We start from the raw sequence: 15,137 nt of genomic DNA on the forward strand, positions 1-15,137 counted from the left end.
ACATGCTGACTGAAGGCTTATCTATCGATGCGAAAGGAGGCGGCCGCTTCGGCGCGCACCTGCAATTGCCGGCACGCGGGCGCGGCCCGGTGGTGATCGTTGCGCAGGAGATTTTTGGGGTCAACCCATTCATGACCGAAGTCTTGGCGTGGTTGGCATCAGAAGGTTTTGTGGGCCTCTGTCCTGATCTGTATTGGCGCCACGGACCAGGCATCGAGTTCGATCCGAACGACGAAGTACAACGTGCGCGCGCGCTCGGGATGTTCCGCGACTACAAGCTGGAAGATGGGGTGGCGGATTTGCGGGCCACAGTCGCCTACGCGGCTTCTCAGCCGTTTTGCGACGGCGGGGTCGCGGTGATCGGCTATTGCCTGGGCGGAGCGCTGGCCTACGAAGTTGCCGCAGAGGGATTCGCGCAATGCTGTGTCGGCTACTACGGCGTCGGCTTCGAGAAGCGTCTCGAACGCGCCCGACTTGTGAAGACACCATCAATGTTCCACATGGGCACGAACGACCATTTCGTGACCGCGGAGGCCAGACAACTCATCACGAATGCCTTTGAAGCGAATCCCGCGATTGCGCTGCATTGGTACGACGCCGGGCACTCGTTCGCGCGGGCTTCCAGCCCGAACTTCTCACCGGAGGCCACGAGGACGGCGAATGCACGCACGCTGGAAATGCTGAAGCGCATGAAGCCCATCGGGACAATTGGCCAATGAACTTCATCCACGACCCACTCACGCCTCGCGTCTTGTTCGGCGCGGGGCGCCTGCAGTCTCTGGGCGAAGAACTGAAGCTGCTCGGGATACGGCGCGTGCTGGTTATCTCCACCCCGGAGCAGCGTGAACTCGCCAACCAGGTCGCGGCCCTCATTCCCGGCAGCGTCGCCGGATTCTTCGACCGCGCGACGATGCACGTGCCGTCGCAAATCGTCGATCAGGCGGCTTCTGTCGCGCGAGAACTCGGCGTTGACAGCTATGTGGCCCCTGGCGGAGGTTCAACCATCGGCCTCGCGAAGATGCTCGCGCTCCACTCGTCATTGCCAATCGTGGCCATCCCCACGACGTATGCCGGAAGCGAGATGACATCCATCTATGGCGTCACCGAAAACGAATTGAAGAAGACCGGTCGGGATAGGCGCGTCCTCGCGCGCACGGTCATCTACGACCCGGAGCTGACATTCGGCCTGCCCACGGGCATCAGCGTGACAAGCGGTTTGAACGCGATCGCGCACGCGGTTGAGGGCCTTTACGCGCCGGAGGTGAACCCGATCCTCGCGATCATGGCCCAGCAAGGAATCGCGGCGTTGGCCAAATCAATTCCCACGATCCGTTCGGCTCCGACCGACCTTGAGGCCCGTTCGCAAGCGCAATACGGTGCATGGCTGTGCGGAAGTGTGCTCGGCAATGTCAGCATGGCCCTGCACCACAAGCTGTGCCATACGTTGGGGGGAACATTCAATCTGCCGCACGCTGAAACGCACACTGTCGTGCTGCCGCACGCGCTCGCCTACAACACGCCGGCCATCCCGCGTGCGAATGCATGGCTGCAGGAGGCACTCGCCACTCGCGAACCGGCGCAGGCACTGTTTGATCTCGCGAAGTCGAACGGCGCGCCGGTTTCACTGCAATCGATCGGGATGAAGGAAGCGGACTTGGACCGCGCCTGCGAGCTGGTGATGTCCGCGCAATACCCCAATCCGCGACCGCTCGAAAAGCATGCGATCGCGAATCTGCTGCGCAGGGCCTATCTAGGGGAGCCACCGCAACCCTGACCTTGCCGCAGGCCACCGTTCGGTGGCATATTGATTGCTTGGGAAAACAATGCGCCCCCGCCTATGTAGCTCGCGGCGCAAATGGAGACTGCCATGCACCAACAAGGTTCATCTTTCGACCTGTCGAATCTGCAGCGCAACTGCATTTTCCGATGCGAATCGCCGATGGAGTCGCACGAGAAGATCGCGCACGAATTGGCCGACCACGATTTGCGCTGGCGGCGGGGCGCCGTTGACACCGGCATGTACAAGGTCGGGGTTCACGCCTTGGAAATGTTCATGCTGCACTATGGCGCCGAAGTGGAGGTGCGGCCCCGCGTTCCCGAAGGGTTCGCGCTGGTCCATCTCTCGTTGAAAGGCGCGATCGACATCATCTCCGACGAGCAGCGCATCACGGTTTCGCCCGGCGAAGTCGCGTATCTCGCGCCGCGCAAGAATTTTCGGATGTTGTGGCAGCGCGGTGCACAGCAGCTGATTCTGAAGGTGCCCGACACCTTGCTGCGTTCCATTGTGGCCGAGGCGGGCGCGTGCCTGGACTTGCCGTCAACCATGAGATTGACGCCGGCAGCCGCCAGGCAATGGCACTTGTTCATGCAATCGCTGCTCAACATCGGTACCGCGCCAAATGAGTTGCGGCTCGATGAAGGATGGGTTGACCATTTCGAGAAGAACATCGCGTTCTTCCTGCTGAGCCAGAGGCCGTCGCAACAACGGCCGCGTGACGGAGTCGCCACTGCCTCGCCGCCAGTCCTTATTCGCTCTTCGTCCTGCACCGGTGGAACCTCGAGCGCCCTGGAGCGCCTGGAGGCGATGGAGCGTTACATCCGCAGGCACCTCTGTGCTCCGGTGGGCGTCATCGATCTCGCGCGGGCAGCGGGCGTGAGTGTTCGCACCCTCAACATCATTTGCCGGGAATATCGACGCGAGACGCCGATGCCGGGAATATCGACGCGAGACGCCGATGCAGGTTCTTCGCAACATTCGCCTCGACGCGGCTCGCAGCGCGCTGCTCCTCAACCAGAGCGTCAGCGTCACTCAGGCTGCTTTCGACTACGGGTTCGGCCACCTGGGCCGCTTTTCCGCCTACTACAAGGAGCGGTTTGGCGAGTTGCCCAGCTTGACCAGTTCGCAGATGCACTAAACGCCCAGGTAGCGGGTCCACAGCGCCCGATCGCGGTCCAGGGCCGACGAGCTTCCTTCCCAGACCACCTTGCCGCGCTCCACGATGAGGTGGCGGTCGGCAAGCTTCAGGAGCCGCTCGACGTACTTGTCCACGATGAGGATCGTCTGGCCCGCCTTCCTGAGCAGTTCCAGGCAGTGCCAGATCTCCTGGCGCAGGATCGGCGCGAGACCTTCGGTGGCCTCGTCGAGGATCAGCAAGCGAGGATTCGTCGACAGCGCACGGGCGATGGCCAGCATCTGCTGCTCTCCCCCCGACAGCTGGTTGCCGAAGTTGCGCGCCCGTGCTTTCAGGCGCGGAAACAATTCATAGAGCCTTGGAACGGTCCACGGTTCGGCCTGTTCATTGCGCACGCTGGCAAACGCAATGAGGTGTTCCTCCACCGTGAGATTCGGAAAGCAATGGCGCCCCTCGGGCACGATCGCCACGCCGAGTCGCGCGACCGCGTCCGCGCGCAAGGCTTGCGTCTCCCGCCCGTTGAATCGTATGGTGCCGCCTTTCAACGGCAACGCGCCGACAAGGCTCCTGATCGTCGTGGTCTTACCCATTCCATTGCGCCCGAGCAAGGTCACGACCTGGCCTCGCTGGATCTTGAGATCGATGCCGAAGAGGACATGGCTCGACCCATACGCCGCTTGCAGTCCACTTGCTTCCAGCAGATGAGAGTTCGACGCGGTCATGCTGCCACCTCCGAGCTTTCCTCGTTGCCGAGATAAACGGACTGAACGCGCGGGTCCCCTCTCACTTCATCGACCGACCCGCTCACCAACACCTTGCCGTACACGAGCACCGACATGCGGTCCGCGAGCGCGAACACCGCCTTCATGTCGTGCTCGATCAGAAGAATGGCCATGTCGCGCTTCAAGTCCCGGATAAGGTGTGTCATGCGTTCGCTATCCTCCGGCCCCATGCCCGCCATGGGTTCGTCGAGAAGCAGCAATTTTGGCCGTGACGCAAGCGCGAGCGCAACGTCCAGTTGCCTTTGCGCCGCGTGCGCAAGCGTGCCGGCAATTTTCGAAAGCGCCGCCTCCAACCCGACGCGCGCGGCCAGCTCGCACGCATTGTCTTCCAGCGCCTTGTCCTTCGCACGCGCGCGGATGAAGTCGAGGTGCCGGCCTTCGTGGCCTTGCACCGCCAGTAGCAAGTTGTCCAGCACCGTCATCTCGCGAAAGATGCTGGTGATCTGGAAGCATCGCGACAGTCCGGCTTGAATGCGCCTGTGCGTCGGCATCTGCGTGATGTCCTGGCCATCCAGCAGCACGCGCCCGGCATCCGGCGCCTTCAGCCCCGTGATGAGATCGATGAGCGTGCTCTTTCCGGCGCCATTCGGGCCGATCAGTGCATGAATCTCACCGTGGCGGACTTCCAGGGTGGCGTTGTCGGTCGCCACCAGCTCACCGTAACGCTTGACGAGTTTCTCGAGCCGGAAGAAGCTCATGGATTCTCTCCCCGCACTTCGACAGTAACGCCCGCATTTGGGCCGGTGGGACGAACGGGTGCACTGCGCCTGAGGCCAGCGGGCCACAAGCCAACGAGTCCCCTGGGGGCCAGAAAAACTATCGCCAGCAACAGCAAGCCAAGGGGAAGATGCCAGTAGCCGGTAAGTTGCTTGCAGACCTCTTCCAGCACGATCCAGGCGATGGCGCCGAGAGCGCCGCCCCAGCGCAGTCCCGCGCCGCCGATCACCACCATCACCAGGAGCACCGCGGACTGTGTCCAGTGCATCATGGACGGGCTGACGAAGTTGTTGTGGGCCGCGAGCAATGCGCCCGACAAACCCATGCATGCCCCGCTGATTACGAAGGCCGCCAGAAGCAGTCGCGAGACGGGATAGCCCAAAGCTCGCATGCGAGTCTCGTTGTCCCTGATTCCCATCAGCGCATGGCCGAATCGGGAGACGCTGCTCCGGTTGAGAAAGGCCATGACCAGCCCGAAGAGCAACAGCACGACCCAGTAAAAAGTGGCTTCATTGCCAAGCGGAATCGCATCGAAAATAACCGGCCGTGCCTGGAGCGTGTAGCCGTCGTCGCCCCCATAGGCGCGCAGCGAGACTGCGACGTAATACAGCATCTGCGCAAATGCCAGCGTGCTCATGATCAGGTAGACGCCTCTTGTTCGCAGCACCACGAGCCCGATAAGAAATGCGCAAAAGCCCGCTGCCACCATTGCCAGCGGCCAAAGGATCCAGGCCGAGCCCAGTCCCGCATCCGCCAGTGCCACGACGGTGTAAGCGCCGACACCGAGGAACCCGGCGTGGCCGAGTGCCGGCAGCCCACCGAAACCCAGAATGAAATTCAAGCTTGCGGCCGCGATGGCGAAGATCATCGCGCGCCGCACGAAACTCACGTAGAAGTCCAAGCCGAGTTCAGGCGCGACGAGGGGAAACACGGCCAAGAGAGCAAAGCCGATGGCGGCGCAGGCCGCGTTGCGAGTATTGAGGGTCGGCAGGGATTCATGTAAAACCCAGCAGAAACAGGCTTAAGTGCCTGTCCCCGTTGACTTTTTCGACTCTCTCTTCCCTGGACGACCGGCCTCTTCAACCGGGTTCGCAACCAAATTAGGGCCAGTCGCCGGCGTACTGAAGCGCTCAAGCATGCTGGCCACGACCTGCTCCTGGGTGAGCGTGAGCACGTAAATCGATGGGAATTCGGGGCGTTTTGAGCAGCTTGCGTGATGTAGCGGTGGGGGTCTCCCTCAGGCATCTTGCACAAACGACGCCCAAGGGAGAGTCTCGTGTCTGCCAAGAACCGAGACTTCCAGAGTGTGCCACGTGAGTGCCCGCGATCCCAACTTCTATCACCTGCTGTTACGTATCGATCAGGACTTCGCCGAACAGACCCGCGCGCAGCGTTGTCGCTGCGGTGGCGTACTCCATAGCGCCCGCTACCCGCGCAAGCCGCGCGGAATTTCATACGAAGCCCGCTGCCACTGCGAGTTCCGCTACAGCTTCTGCTGCGCCGACTGTCGCCGTCGTACCACGCCATTCTCGGTGCGCTTTCTCGGCCGGCGCGTCTACACCGCCGCAATCATGATTGTCGTCAGCGCCACGCGTGCGAGCGCCGGTACGGCCGCGGCAATGCGCCAGCTCGATGCGCTGGGCGTGCCACCCTCGACGATCGCGCGATGGCGGCACTGGTGGATGACCGGGTTTGTCGGCACACCGTTCTGGGCGCTCGGACGGGCGGCGTTCGTGCCGCCCGTCGAGACCGCACAGGTGCCGGCAAGCCTGCTCGAGCGCTTCGCTACCACGCAGCCTGCCGAGCCATTGCCATGCCTGCTGCGCTGGCTCTCACCGCTCACCAGCGGCAGCGCCGTGAGCACCCTGCGTGAGGGACGGTAACCGCCCGCAGAACTTGTCGCTCGCCCCCCTCGGACTGCGCCGGTAGTCTCGCCTCTCCCCCGAATCGCGGCGCGGTGCGCCGCATCCCTGGAGAGAGCATGACTGAACTTCACGATTTACCCCTGCGGGATCGTTGGGCGCGCCTGCGCTTTGCGGTTGTGGGCCCCTTGCTGGCAGCACCGCCTGAACCCGGGCAGGTGCGCGAACTCATCACCGCGCTGGCCGCCAAACGCTGGCGTCATCCCGTCACTGGCGACGATGTCCAGTTCGGCCGCTCCACCGTTGAGCGGTGGTTCTACCGGGCCCGCAAGGCGGCCCACGATCCGGTGGCGAGCCTGCGCGACCGCAAGCGCCCCAGCGGCGCCGGCGCAAGCCTGTCGCCTCAGGCGGTACAGGCGATTCGCGCGCAGTACCGGGAACATCCCGGCTGGACCTGCCAGTTGCACGTCGACAATCTCAAGGTCACGCTCGGCCCGGCGAACCTGCCGTCGTACACGACGGTGCGTCGTTATCTGCGTGCGCAGGGCCTGTCCCGTGAACGCAAGCCGCGTCATACCAGCGCCGGCGCGATGCTCGCACGCGATCGCCTCGAGAAGCTCGAGGTCCGCAGCTTCGAGGTCGAGCACGTCAACGCGCTCTGGCATCTCGATTTCCATCACGGCTCGCGCAAGCTGCTCACGCATGATGGCCAGTGGATCACGCCGATGCTGCTGTGCGTGCTCGATGACCGTTCGCGCGTCGTCTGTCACGCGCAATGGTTTCTCGATGAGACCGCACGTAGTCTGATCCATGGGCTCACCCAGGCGCTCCAGCGTCGTGGCCGGCCTCGCGCACTGATGACCGACAACGGCGCAGCAATGCTTGCCGAGGAGACGACCGCCGGCTTGCTCGCGCTCGGCGTGCTGCACCAGACGACCTTGCCATATTCGCCGTACCAGAACGCGAAGCAGGAAACGTTCTGGGCCCGCATCGAAGGGCGCGTGATGGCCATGCTCGAAGGCGAGCCCAATCTCACGCTCGAACTGCTCAATCAGGCCACCCACGCGTGGATCGAGCGCGAGTACCACCACGCGCATCATTCTGAGATCGGTGGCACGCCGCTCAAACGCTATCTGGCCGGCCCCGATGTGGGCCGCGAATGCCCGTCGAGTGACGCGCTGCGCGCCGCATTCCGTATCGACGTGACGCGCGCCCAGCGGCGCTCGGATGGCACCGTGAGTCTGGCCGGCACGCGCTTCGAGATTCCCTCGGCCTACCGGCACCTGCAGCGCGTGCACCTGCGCTATGCGCGCTGGGACCTGAGCGGCGTCGATCTCGTCGACGCCGGCAGCGGCGCCGTGCTGTGCCCGCTGCGGCCGCTGGACAAGGCCGCCAATGCTGATGGCCAGCGCAGGCGACTCGATGCCGTCAATGTCGAGCCGCCACCGGCCAGTGCGCCCGGCATCGCGCCGCTGCTACGCCAGATGCTGGCCGACCACGCCGCAACCGGGTTGCCGCCAGCCTGGATTCCCGCCAACTGGCAGGAGGAGGCATGAGCCAGCGTCTGCAAGCCCTCTACGGCCTGAAGTGGAACCCGTTCTCGCCGGAGCTTCCCCTCGAAGCGCTGTACGTGCCGCCGCGCGTCGAGAACTTCTGCTGGCGCATCGAGAACGCGCTCGTGCGCGAAGGCGGCTTCGCGATGATCCACGGCGAGCCGGGGACCGGCAAGAGCGTGGTCATGCGCGTGCTGGCCGAGAAGCTCGAGCGACTGACCGATCTGACAGTCGTCTCGATCAATCATCCGCAGAGCAACCTTGCCGACTTCTATCGCGAGATGGGCGACATCTTCGGTCTGGAACTCCGGCCGCACAACCGCTGGGGCGGCTTCAGGTCGCTGCGCGACCGGTGGATGTCGCACCTGCAAAGCACGCGCCGGCGCCCAATCCTGCTGATCGACGAAGCGCAGGAAATGGTAAGCGGTCCGTTGTCGGCGTCCTTCCCGCGCGATGAGTGATAGGCGATGCTGGTGTCCACTTCAACTTTCAAGTGGACACTACCCATGGCAGAGGACAGGAATCTGAAGGAGCGGCTGGTAAGGGGCTTTGAGCGTGATGGCAAGCGCCGTTGCTTTGATGAACAGGCCAAGCGTGAGTTGGTGCTGGCCTGTCTGCGATCAGGGGTGTCCGTCGCCGGGATGGCGCTGGAATACGGCCTGAACGCCAACCTGTTGCGTAAATGGATTCGTCAGTATCAAAGCGATGCTACCAGTGATGGGGCGCCGAACGGCGTGGCCAAGGCAATGCCGACGTTCATCCCGGTCGTTCAGCCGGGACATGCCGATGTTACGGCATGCGAGGCTCATGCGGCACCGGTTGCGCTCGCACGGCAGGCGCAACGCGTCGCGCTGCCGTCGCAACTGATTGCCGAACTGCCTAACGGTGTGAAGCTCATCCTTGAATGTGCCGGCGATGATTCAAGCCTGGTGATGACGATGATCGAGACGCTGGGAAGGTGCCATGTTCCGGTTCGACGCTGATCTGAAGGTTTACGTTCACCGCGATGCCGTCGATTTCCGCAAGGGCATTACGGGCCTTTCGACGATCGTGGAGCAGGCACTGGGACTCGATCCGTTCGCACGGGCGGTCTACGTGTTCCGCAACCGGCGTGCCGATCGCCTGAAGCTTCTGTTATGGGAGCGTAACGGGTTCTGGCTGATGCTGCGCCGCCTGGAGGCTGACCGCTTTGCCTGGCCGCGCAGCGAACCAGTACTGGAACTGAGCGTCGAGCAACTGCATTGGCTGCTGGAGGGCATTGATCTGACAGCGATGCGCAAGCACCCGGCGCGATACTATGCACGCGTGAGCTGAGGAGGATGTATCGCTGTCGCGCGAGCGCGGCGCGGGCACAACAATTTGCGCGGTGACGTAAACCTATTTCGCAGCGCAAGCCGGTATGGTTGTGGCATGAACCGCATTTTGATCACCGCCGAAGAACTCGCTGCCCTCATCGCCGAACGCGATGCGATGCTCGCCGAGCGCGACGCGCTGCGTGGCGAACTGCGGGTCACGAAGGTCGAGCGTGATTTGCTCAAGGAACAGCTGAAGGCATTCGAGCGACGGCTGTTCGGGGCGAAGAGCGAAGCACGCAGCGATGCCCAGCGGGACCTTTTCCTCAATGAAGCGGAAGCGCTGGCTCCGACGACCGCCACGTTACCCGCCCAGGAAGACGACACAGACAGTACGTCGGTGGCAGGCCACAAGCGCGGCAAGCCCGGGCGCAAGCCGCTGGACCCGGCATTGCCGCGCAAGGTGATCCGTTACGAGCTCGCTGAAGAAGAACGGGTGTGCCAGAACGACGGCAGTGTGCTCGTGGAGATCGGCGTCGAGGTCAGCGAGCAGCTCGACATCATTCCGCAGCAGGTGCAGGTGATCCGTCACGAGCGCGTGAAGTACGCGTGCCAGCAGTGCGACCAGGGCATGAAGGTGACGCCGGCGCGGGCGCGCATCATTCCCAAGGGTCTGTTCACCGAAGGGGCGCTGGCGTGGTTCGTCGTCTCGAAGTATATCGACGGCTTGCCGCTGTACCGGATTGCCGCGCTGCTGCGCCGCTTTGGCGGCGACATCTCGCGCAACACGCTGGCAGCAAGCGTAGTGCGCCTGGGACACTCGGTACAGCCCGTCATCAACCTGATGCGTGATGTGATGCTCGACAGCGAGATCGGGTTCGGCGACGAAACCACCGTGCAGGTTCTCAAGGAGCTAGGGCGCGCACCGCAGACAAAGAGTTACGTCTGGGTCCAGATGAACGGCAGTGGTCCACCTGTGCGCCTGTTTGCCTATGCGCCGGGGCGCTCCCAACAGCTTGGTGCGGACGTGTGGGCCGGCATGCGCCATGGCGCCGTGCTGATGACCGACGGGTACAAACCGTATGACACGATCGCGAAGGCTAATGCACTCGTGCATCTTGGTTGCTGGGCGCACTGCAGGAGGTATTTTGTGGAAGCCGAGGCGGCATTGCCCAAAGAGGCCCGTGGCAGCCATCAGCCGTCCACCCAGTTTATCTACCTGATCGGCAAGCTCTATGCGGCCGAATCGCATGCCGACAAGAAACCGCACTGGCGAGCGCGCCTGCGCCGCCGCTATAGCCGTGCGGTGCTCACGAAGATCAGGGCCCTGCTCGACGGGTACCTGGAAACAACCGCGCCCACAGGGCTGCTGGGCAAGGCCTTGAACTACACGACGGGACAATGGCCCAAGCTAATCCGCTACGTCGAGAATCCGGCATGGCCCGTTGACAATAATTTATGTGAGAACATGATCCGCCCGTTTGTCCTGGGAAGAAAGGCATGGCTTTTTTCGGACACCGTAGGAGGCGCAAAGGCCTCGGCAAACCTGTATTCACTCGTCCAGACCTGCGTCGCGAACCGCATCGATATCTATGCGTATCTTGTCGACCTGTTCAAGGCTCTGCCGCTCGCGAAGACCGCAGAGGATTACGAAGCTCTACTTCCATGGAAACTAGGCAAGCTCGTCTCAGAAAAAAATCGATAGGTCAAGTTGGCGGGCAGGACGTGCTTCACTGACCGCTTACAGGAAATGAGTCCCGGCGTGCTCAACGAACTGCGGCTCATGGCCAGCGCCCGCTTCGATTCGCAGCCCCTGCTGTGCGTGGTGCTCGCCGGCGACACGCGCCTGACCGACAAGCTGCGGCGCGACGAACTGCTGCCACTGGGCAGCCGTATCCGTTCCCGCCTGGGGACCGAGAAGGCTTCGGCCGACGACCTGCTGGCCTGCCTCGAACATCTGCTCGCCAGCGCCGGCGCCCCGCAGCTGATGACACCGCCGCTGCGCCACACGCTGTGCGAACACGCGCTGGGCAACTACCGCGTGCTCACCACGCTCGCCAACGAACTGCTCACCACCGCCGCGCAGCGGGAACTGTCCGAACTCGACGAGAAGCTGTACTTCGAGGTCTTTGCACCATCAACACAGTCCTCGCGCCGCACGCCAGCGCGTCAACCCAACGGAGCCCGATGACATGTCCCGTAAAGCATCACCTCACAAACCCAACGCCTCCCGGAGCTTGCCATTGCCCGAGCTCTCCGACGAGGCAGCCTACATGATGCAGTTCTTCATCGAAGACCTCTATCTGTGGTTCAGCCGCGCCTACGCCACCCAGATCCGCCGCTATCGCGAGCCCTGGTACCGCGGTCCGACACAGCCGCCACACCAGAGCATTGACGAGCCATTCTGAAACGACAACGGGAGCTTCATCGCTCCCGTTTTACTTCGTCCCTCGAACATCATTTATGTTGCTCATTGCCCCATCGATTTACGTGCTCACGCTCACCTGGGCCGTGACGGATGACCTGGCCGTCGCCAGCGCCAGTTCCAGCTGTTGTTTGGCGGAAAGCAGCTCGTCGACCTTGGCCTGCAACTGCTCTTTGGAAGTGCTGAGCTGCTGGACGGCCGCGTCCTGCTCAACCAGGCGCCGGCCCAATTCCTCGGAGCGCCTTTGCGCAAACCCCAGTTCATCCTTGAGCGGCCGCAGGCCTCGCACCTCTTCCTGAGCCTGGTGCAGATCGCCCTGGGCGCGCGACAAATCGCCCAGGAGGCGTGCGTTTTCCTGAAGGGTATGGACGGCTTCCTGCTGCTTGGTGGCCAAGGTCTCGTTCACGGTGCGCAACTCGGCCTGCAGGTACTGCACCTGCTGTTCGTGCTTGCGCTGGTCCTGGTCGCGCTGCTCCTTTGTGGATTCCCGGAAATGCTCCAGCGCCTGGCGCGCGTGCTTGTGCTTTTCTTCCAGGGATTGGCGATGGCGCTCTTCGGCCGCGAGGCGCTCCTGCAGGTCGGCCACCTGCTGGACGAGCTGAGTGTTTTCCAGGGTCTTGCGGCTCAGAGCTTCGCTGGTTTTGCCGTGAGCGTTTTTTTCGTCGGCCAGGGCCCGCTGGGTTTGCTCCAGCTGCTGGCGCGTGGCCAGCGCCTCGGATTTCAGGGCCGCGACGGCTTGCTGCTGTTGGCTCAGCTGCTCGGCGTGCTTGGCCTGCGCCGTGGTGACCCGCTCTTCCGCTTCTTCATTGACGCGGGCGGCTAGGCGACCCACCAGGTCGGGGTCTCCTCGTTTTCAGTGCAATAAGTGACGGTACGAAAAGCTAGCACTGGCGCGGAGGTGGTGTTGGTAGATCGTTGATTTCATTGACTTTCCTGTTCACTTTCAAATCTGCGATTCGTGGCGTCAAACCGTGGTCGGTTTCATCCATTGGTGCCAGTTATCGATGCATTTGGCCGCGAAGGCAGGATTTGGTCAGCATAGCGGTCAACCGGGAAGCGAAACACACCCCGCAAGTTGATGCTCTCCAGCCTGGTGGGCGCAATCTTCCCGATCAGTTCCGGTGGAATGACCTGGCGGCGGTTCGACCAGCGATCCAGGACCGCCTGCATCTGTGAGGTATTCCACGCCATCACGATGTTGGCCATCAGGCTCAACGCATCGGCCACAGCCTGCATTTCATCGACACGTTTGGCCTGCGCCGGGCTGATCCGGCCGGTATAAATGGCGCGCTTGAGGGCGTTAACAGCCTCGCCCCGATTGAGCACCCGGCGCAACTCGTTCCTGAAAGCGTCCTTGACAAAGTAGTCAGCCAAAAACGCCGTACGCAGCAACCGCCCCAATTGCACGCCAGCCTCATAGATTGGATCGCCCTGGGCGGCAGAACCGAACCGCGCAAGAGCTGCCACCGCACTGGCATGTCCGCTCATGACCGAGGCTGCCAGGTGCACCAGACTATCCCAATGCTTTTCGATCAAAGCGACGTCGACATTGGCTTCGCACACCGCAGCGATTTCTGCGGGCACTTTGGTGCCGCGTGGCACAAAGAGGTGGCGCTGTTTGAGTTCCTTCAACCGCGGGCAAAGATCAAAACCAAGCAAACGGGCATGTGACATGGCAAAGTCGGTGTAGCCATGGGTATCCACAGCAAGCTGGCTGGTCTCCAGCTTTTCTTGGCGGATGACACCTTCAATGGCCACGCCCGCCTGGCGCTCATTGAGCACAAAGGGCTGCGCATGGAAGATGCCCCACCGGTCTTTTACATGGGAGTAGATTCCAATGGAAGGTGTGTTGCGCCGAGGATCAAGCCGGGCTTGCCACACCCGTTTGGTGGTCTCCATGGTCATCATGTCAGAAGATGCCAAATCGGACCGCCCCCAGGTGGCGGCAATCGGGTGTCGCTGCATGAATTCCAGCACAGCCTGGCAGGCCTGGCTCAGACGCCGTTCGTCCCGCGCCCAGCGCATGGCCTGGCGAATGCTGGTGGCAGACAATTGCGGAATCATGCGCGCGCATTCGACCGCAGTCAGACTGGTGCCGTGGGCCATGATGCCGGCATAGACCATCAGCAGCTCGTCGGTAGAGCGCGGCTCACGTCCGAGCATGATCCAGCTAAAGCGCACCTGGGCGTCAACGGCCAGAATCACTTCCGGCAATTGAACCTCACCGATGCGGTGATCCAAAGCCGCGCGCAGCTTGGTCACTTCTGGGTCTTCGTCTGAGCTTGCCCGCAAAAAATGGATCCCTTGCTGAGTGTGTAAAACTCACGCAAGGAGGGAGGAAAGATGGGTAATCCGAGAGCTCGATATACGCAGGAATTCATGCTGGAAGCCGTGCGCATGGTCCGCGGCGGCCAGAGCATGGCGGCGGTGGCGAAGATACTGGGCATCAGCCCGAAGACGCTGCACAACTGGGTGAAGGCCGATGCCGCTGGGAAGCTGAACGGCGCAGGCAAACAGGTTTCTCCAGAACAGATGGAGATTGCCCGGCTGCGCGCGGAGTTGGCACGCGTGAAGATGGAGCGCGACATATTGGGAAAAGCCACGGCGTACTTTGCGAAGGTGTCGGCATGAAGTACGCCTGGATCGAGCTTCACAGCCGACAATGGCCGGTGTCCCTGAGCTGCCAGGTGCTGGGTGTCAGCCCCAGCGGTTACCACGCGCGCAAGGTGCGGGATGTCGATACTGACCGACCGCGCCGACGCATCAGCAACGACGCTCTGCTGGTGCACATCAAGGCCGTGCACGCTGAATCCAAAGGCGAGTACGGCTGGCCGCGCGTGTGGAAGCAACTGCTGGTCCAGGGCATTCGCGTCAGCAAGGATCGTGTCCAGCGGCTCATGAAGCTGCACGGCATCAAGGCGAAGACCAAACGCCGGTTCAAGGTCACGACCGACAGCAAACACAGCCTGCCGGTCGCACCGGACCTGCTGCAACGAGACTTCTCTCCCGCGCGTCCCGACCAGGTCTGGACTACGGACATCACGTACATCTGGACGGACGAGGGTTGGCTGTTTCTGACCGTCATTCTCGACCTGTTCAGCCGTCAGGTGGTGGGCTGGTCGATGCAGCCGCACATGCGCACGGAGCTGGTGTCTGATGCGCTGCGTATGGCGTGGTTTCGCCGCCGTCCGCAAGCGGGCCTGATCCTCCACAGTGACCGTGGCAGCCAGTATTGCAGTCATGACTTCCAGGACCTGCTCAAGGGCTACGGCATGCGCAGTTCGATGAGCCGTCGAGGCAATTGCTGGGACAACGCACCGACCGAGAGCCTGTGGGGATCGCTCAAGCGTGCACGCATCCTCGGCCAGCGCTTTGCAACGCGTCGCGAAGCGATGGACGAGGTAATCGACTGGTTGAGCTTCTACAATCATTCGCGCTTGCACTCGACGTTGGGCTACGTCAGCCCGATGCAATTCGAGCGGGACTGGTACGCCGCCCAGAACCAACGGGTGGCATAATCTCGCTCAGTTAAGGGATCCGAAATTCGCGGGCAACGTCAACTACAGCCGTGACGGCAACGCCGCCACGTGGCAA

The 15,137-nt window shown here is 62.5% G+C and carries 16 protein-coding genes and 2 pseudogenes; 13 read left to right on the forward strand and 5 right to left on the reverse strand.

Annotation, left to right across the window (positions count from 1 at the left end; all coding sequences use genetic code 11):
• Positions 1-2: 2 nt before the first annotated feature.
• The 4 genes and pseudogenes from BPET_RS19035 to BPET_RS25535 all read left to right on the forward strand — a co-directional run bounded on the left by BPET_RS19035 (position 3) and on the right by BPET_RS25535 (position 2,915).
• Positions 3-719 (forward strand): dienelactone hydrolase family protein, encoded by a 717-nt coding sequence (locus tag BPET_RS19035; RefSeq protein WP_011255149.1) that lies wholly within the window; start codon positions 3-5, stop codon positions 717-719.
• On the forward strand, positions 716-1,774 hold the full coding sequence (locus BPET_RS19040; RefSeq protein WP_011255148.1) for a maleylacetate reductase: 1,059 nt from the start codon (positions 716-718) through the stop codon (positions 1,772-1,774). Before BPET_RS19035 ends, BPET_RS19040 begins: the two co-directional genes overlap by 4 nt.
• 165 nt (positions 1,775-1,939) lie before the next feature.
• Positions 1,940-2,401: pseudogene (locus BPET_RS27560) on the forward strand (cupin domain-containing protein); the annotation flags it as partial.
• A gap of 334 nt (positions 2,402-2,735) precedes the next feature.
• Positions 2,736-2,915, forward strand: coding sequence for a helix-turn-helix domain-containing protein (locus BPET_RS25535; protein WP_012250647.1), 180 nt, complete (start codon positions 2,736-2,738; stop codon positions 2,913-2,915).
• Here BPET_RS25535 and BPET_RS19050 read toward each other — a convergent pair.
• Genes BPET_RS19050 through BPET_RS19060 form a run of 3 tightly spaced genes read right to left on the reverse strand, consistent with a single transcriptional unit; the run spans position 2,912 to position 5,348 of the window.
• Positions 2,912-3,634 (reverse strand): ABC transporter ATP-binding protein, encoded by a 723-nt coding sequence (locus BPET_RS19050; RefSeq protein WP_012250648.1) that lies wholly within the window; start codon positions 3,632-3,634, stop codon positions 2,912-2,914. The two genes, BPET_RS25535 and BPET_RS19050, sit on opposite strands and share 4 nt — an antisense overlap.
• The gene (locus BPET_RS19055; RefSeq protein WP_012250649.1) at positions 3,631-4,392 is read right to left on the reverse strand and encodes an ABC transporter ATP-binding protein; all 762 of its coding nucleotides are present in this window, start codon (positions 4,390-4,392) and stop codon (positions 3,631-3,633) included. The genes BPET_RS19050 and BPET_RS19055 overlap by 4 nt, the downstream gene beginning before the upstream one ends.
• A complete protein-coding gene (locus BPET_RS19060) occupies positions 4,389-5,348 on the reverse strand; it encodes a branched-chain amino acid ABC transporter permease (protein WP_231852617.1) in 960 nt (319 codons plus the stop codon). The genes BPET_RS19055 and BPET_RS19060 overlap by 4 nt, the downstream gene beginning before the upstream one ends.
• Positions 5,349-5,724: 376 nt before the next feature.
• Between BPET_RS19060 and BPET_RS19065 the strand changes: the two genes are divergently transcribed.
• From BPET_RS19065 to BPET_RS19100, 8 genes are all read left to right on the forward strand, one after another.
• Complete coding sequence (locus tag BPET_RS19065; RefSeq protein ID WP_007176046.1) at positions 5,725-6,294, forward strand: hypothetical protein; 570 nt, start codon at positions 5,725-5,727, stop codon at positions 6,292-6,294.
• 98 nt (positions 6,295-6,392) lie between these two features.
• The gene (locus tag BPET_RS19070) at positions 6,393-7,829 is read left to right on the forward strand and encodes a helix-turn-helix domain-containing protein (protein WP_012250652.1); all 1,437 of its coding nucleotides are present in this window, start codon (positions 6,393-6,395) and stop codon (positions 7,827-7,829) included.
• Positions 7,826-8,287 carry an ATP-binding protein gene (locus tag BPET_RS19075; RefSeq protein ID WP_012250653.1) on the forward strand — a complete coding sequence of 154 codons (462 nt, stop codon included), beginning with the start codon at positions 7,826-7,828 and terminating at the stop codon, positions 8,285-8,287. The genes BPET_RS19070 and BPET_RS19075 overlap by 4 nt, the downstream gene beginning before the upstream one ends.
• A 45-nt stretch (positions 8,288-8,332) precedes the next feature.
• Positions 8,333-8,809 (forward strand): IS66-like element accessory protein TnpA, encoded by a 477-nt coding sequence (gene tnpA, locus BPET_RS19080; RefSeq protein ID WP_041864210.1) that lies wholly within the window; start codon positions 8,333-8,335, stop codon positions 8,807-8,809.
• The gene (tnpB, locus tag BPET_RS19085) at positions 8,790-9,140 is read left to right on the forward strand and encodes an IS66 family insertion sequence element accessory protein TnpB (protein WP_012250655.1); all 351 of its coding nucleotides are present in this window, start codon (positions 8,790-8,792) and stop codon (positions 9,138-9,140) included. Before tnpA ends, tnpB begins: the two co-directional genes overlap by 20 nt.
• Before the next feature lie 96 nt (positions 9,141-9,236).
• On the forward strand, positions 9,237-10,823 hold the full coding sequence (gene tnpC / locus BPET_RS19090; protein ID WP_012250656.1) for an IS66 family transposase: 1,587 nt from the start codon (positions 9,237-9,239) through the stop codon (positions 10,821-10,823).
• Positions 10,824-10,880: 57 nt separating this feature from the next.
• A complete protein-coding gene (locus tag BPET_RS19095) occupies positions 10,881-11,309 on the forward strand; it encodes a hypothetical protein (protein WP_231852618.1) in 429 nt (142 codons plus the stop codon).
• 52 nt (positions 11,310-11,361) lie between these two features.
• Positions 11,362-11,526 carry a hypothetical protein gene (locus BPET_RS19100; protein ID WP_231852619.1) on the forward strand — a complete coding sequence of 55 codons (165 nt, stop codon included), beginning with the start codon at positions 11,362-11,364 and terminating at the stop codon, positions 11,524-11,526.
• 78 nt (positions 11,527-11,604) lie between these two features.
• On the opposite strand, the gene BPET_RS19105 is transcribed toward BPET_RS19100, so the two are convergent.
• Together BPET_RS19105 and BPET_RS19110 are read right to left on the reverse strand one after the other, a co-directional pair.
• Positions 11,605-12,375 (reverse strand): coiled-coil domain-containing protein, encoded by a 771-nt coding sequence (locus tag BPET_RS19105; RefSeq protein ID WP_012250659.1) that lies wholly within the window; start codon positions 12,373-12,375, stop codon positions 11,605-11,607.
• Positions 12,376-12,524: 149 nt separating this feature from the next.
• A pseudogene (locus BPET_RS19110) lies at positions 12,525-13,826 on the reverse strand (Tn3-like element IS1071 family transposase); the annotation flags it as partial.
• Positions 13,827-13,886: 60 nt separating this feature from the next.
• Between BPET_RS19110 and BPET_RS19120 the strand changes: the two are divergent.
• Positions 13,887-15,061, forward strand: a protein-coding gene (locus tag BPET_RS19120) for an IS3 family transposase (RefSeq protein WP_085970191.1) whose coding sequence is annotated in 2 segments (ribosomal slippage) — positions 13,887-14,136 and positions 14,136-15,061 — 1,176 coding nt in all. Because the reading frame shifts where the segments join, the coding sequence is not laid out codon by codon here.
• The last annotated feature ends 76 nt before the right edge of the window (positions 15,062-15,137 follow it).

The organism is Bordetella petrii, from assembly GCF_000067205.1.
Classification (GTDB): domain Bacteria; phylum Pseudomonadota; class Gammaproteobacteria; order Burkholderiales; family Burkholderiaceae_B; genus Bordetella_A; species Bordetella_A petrii.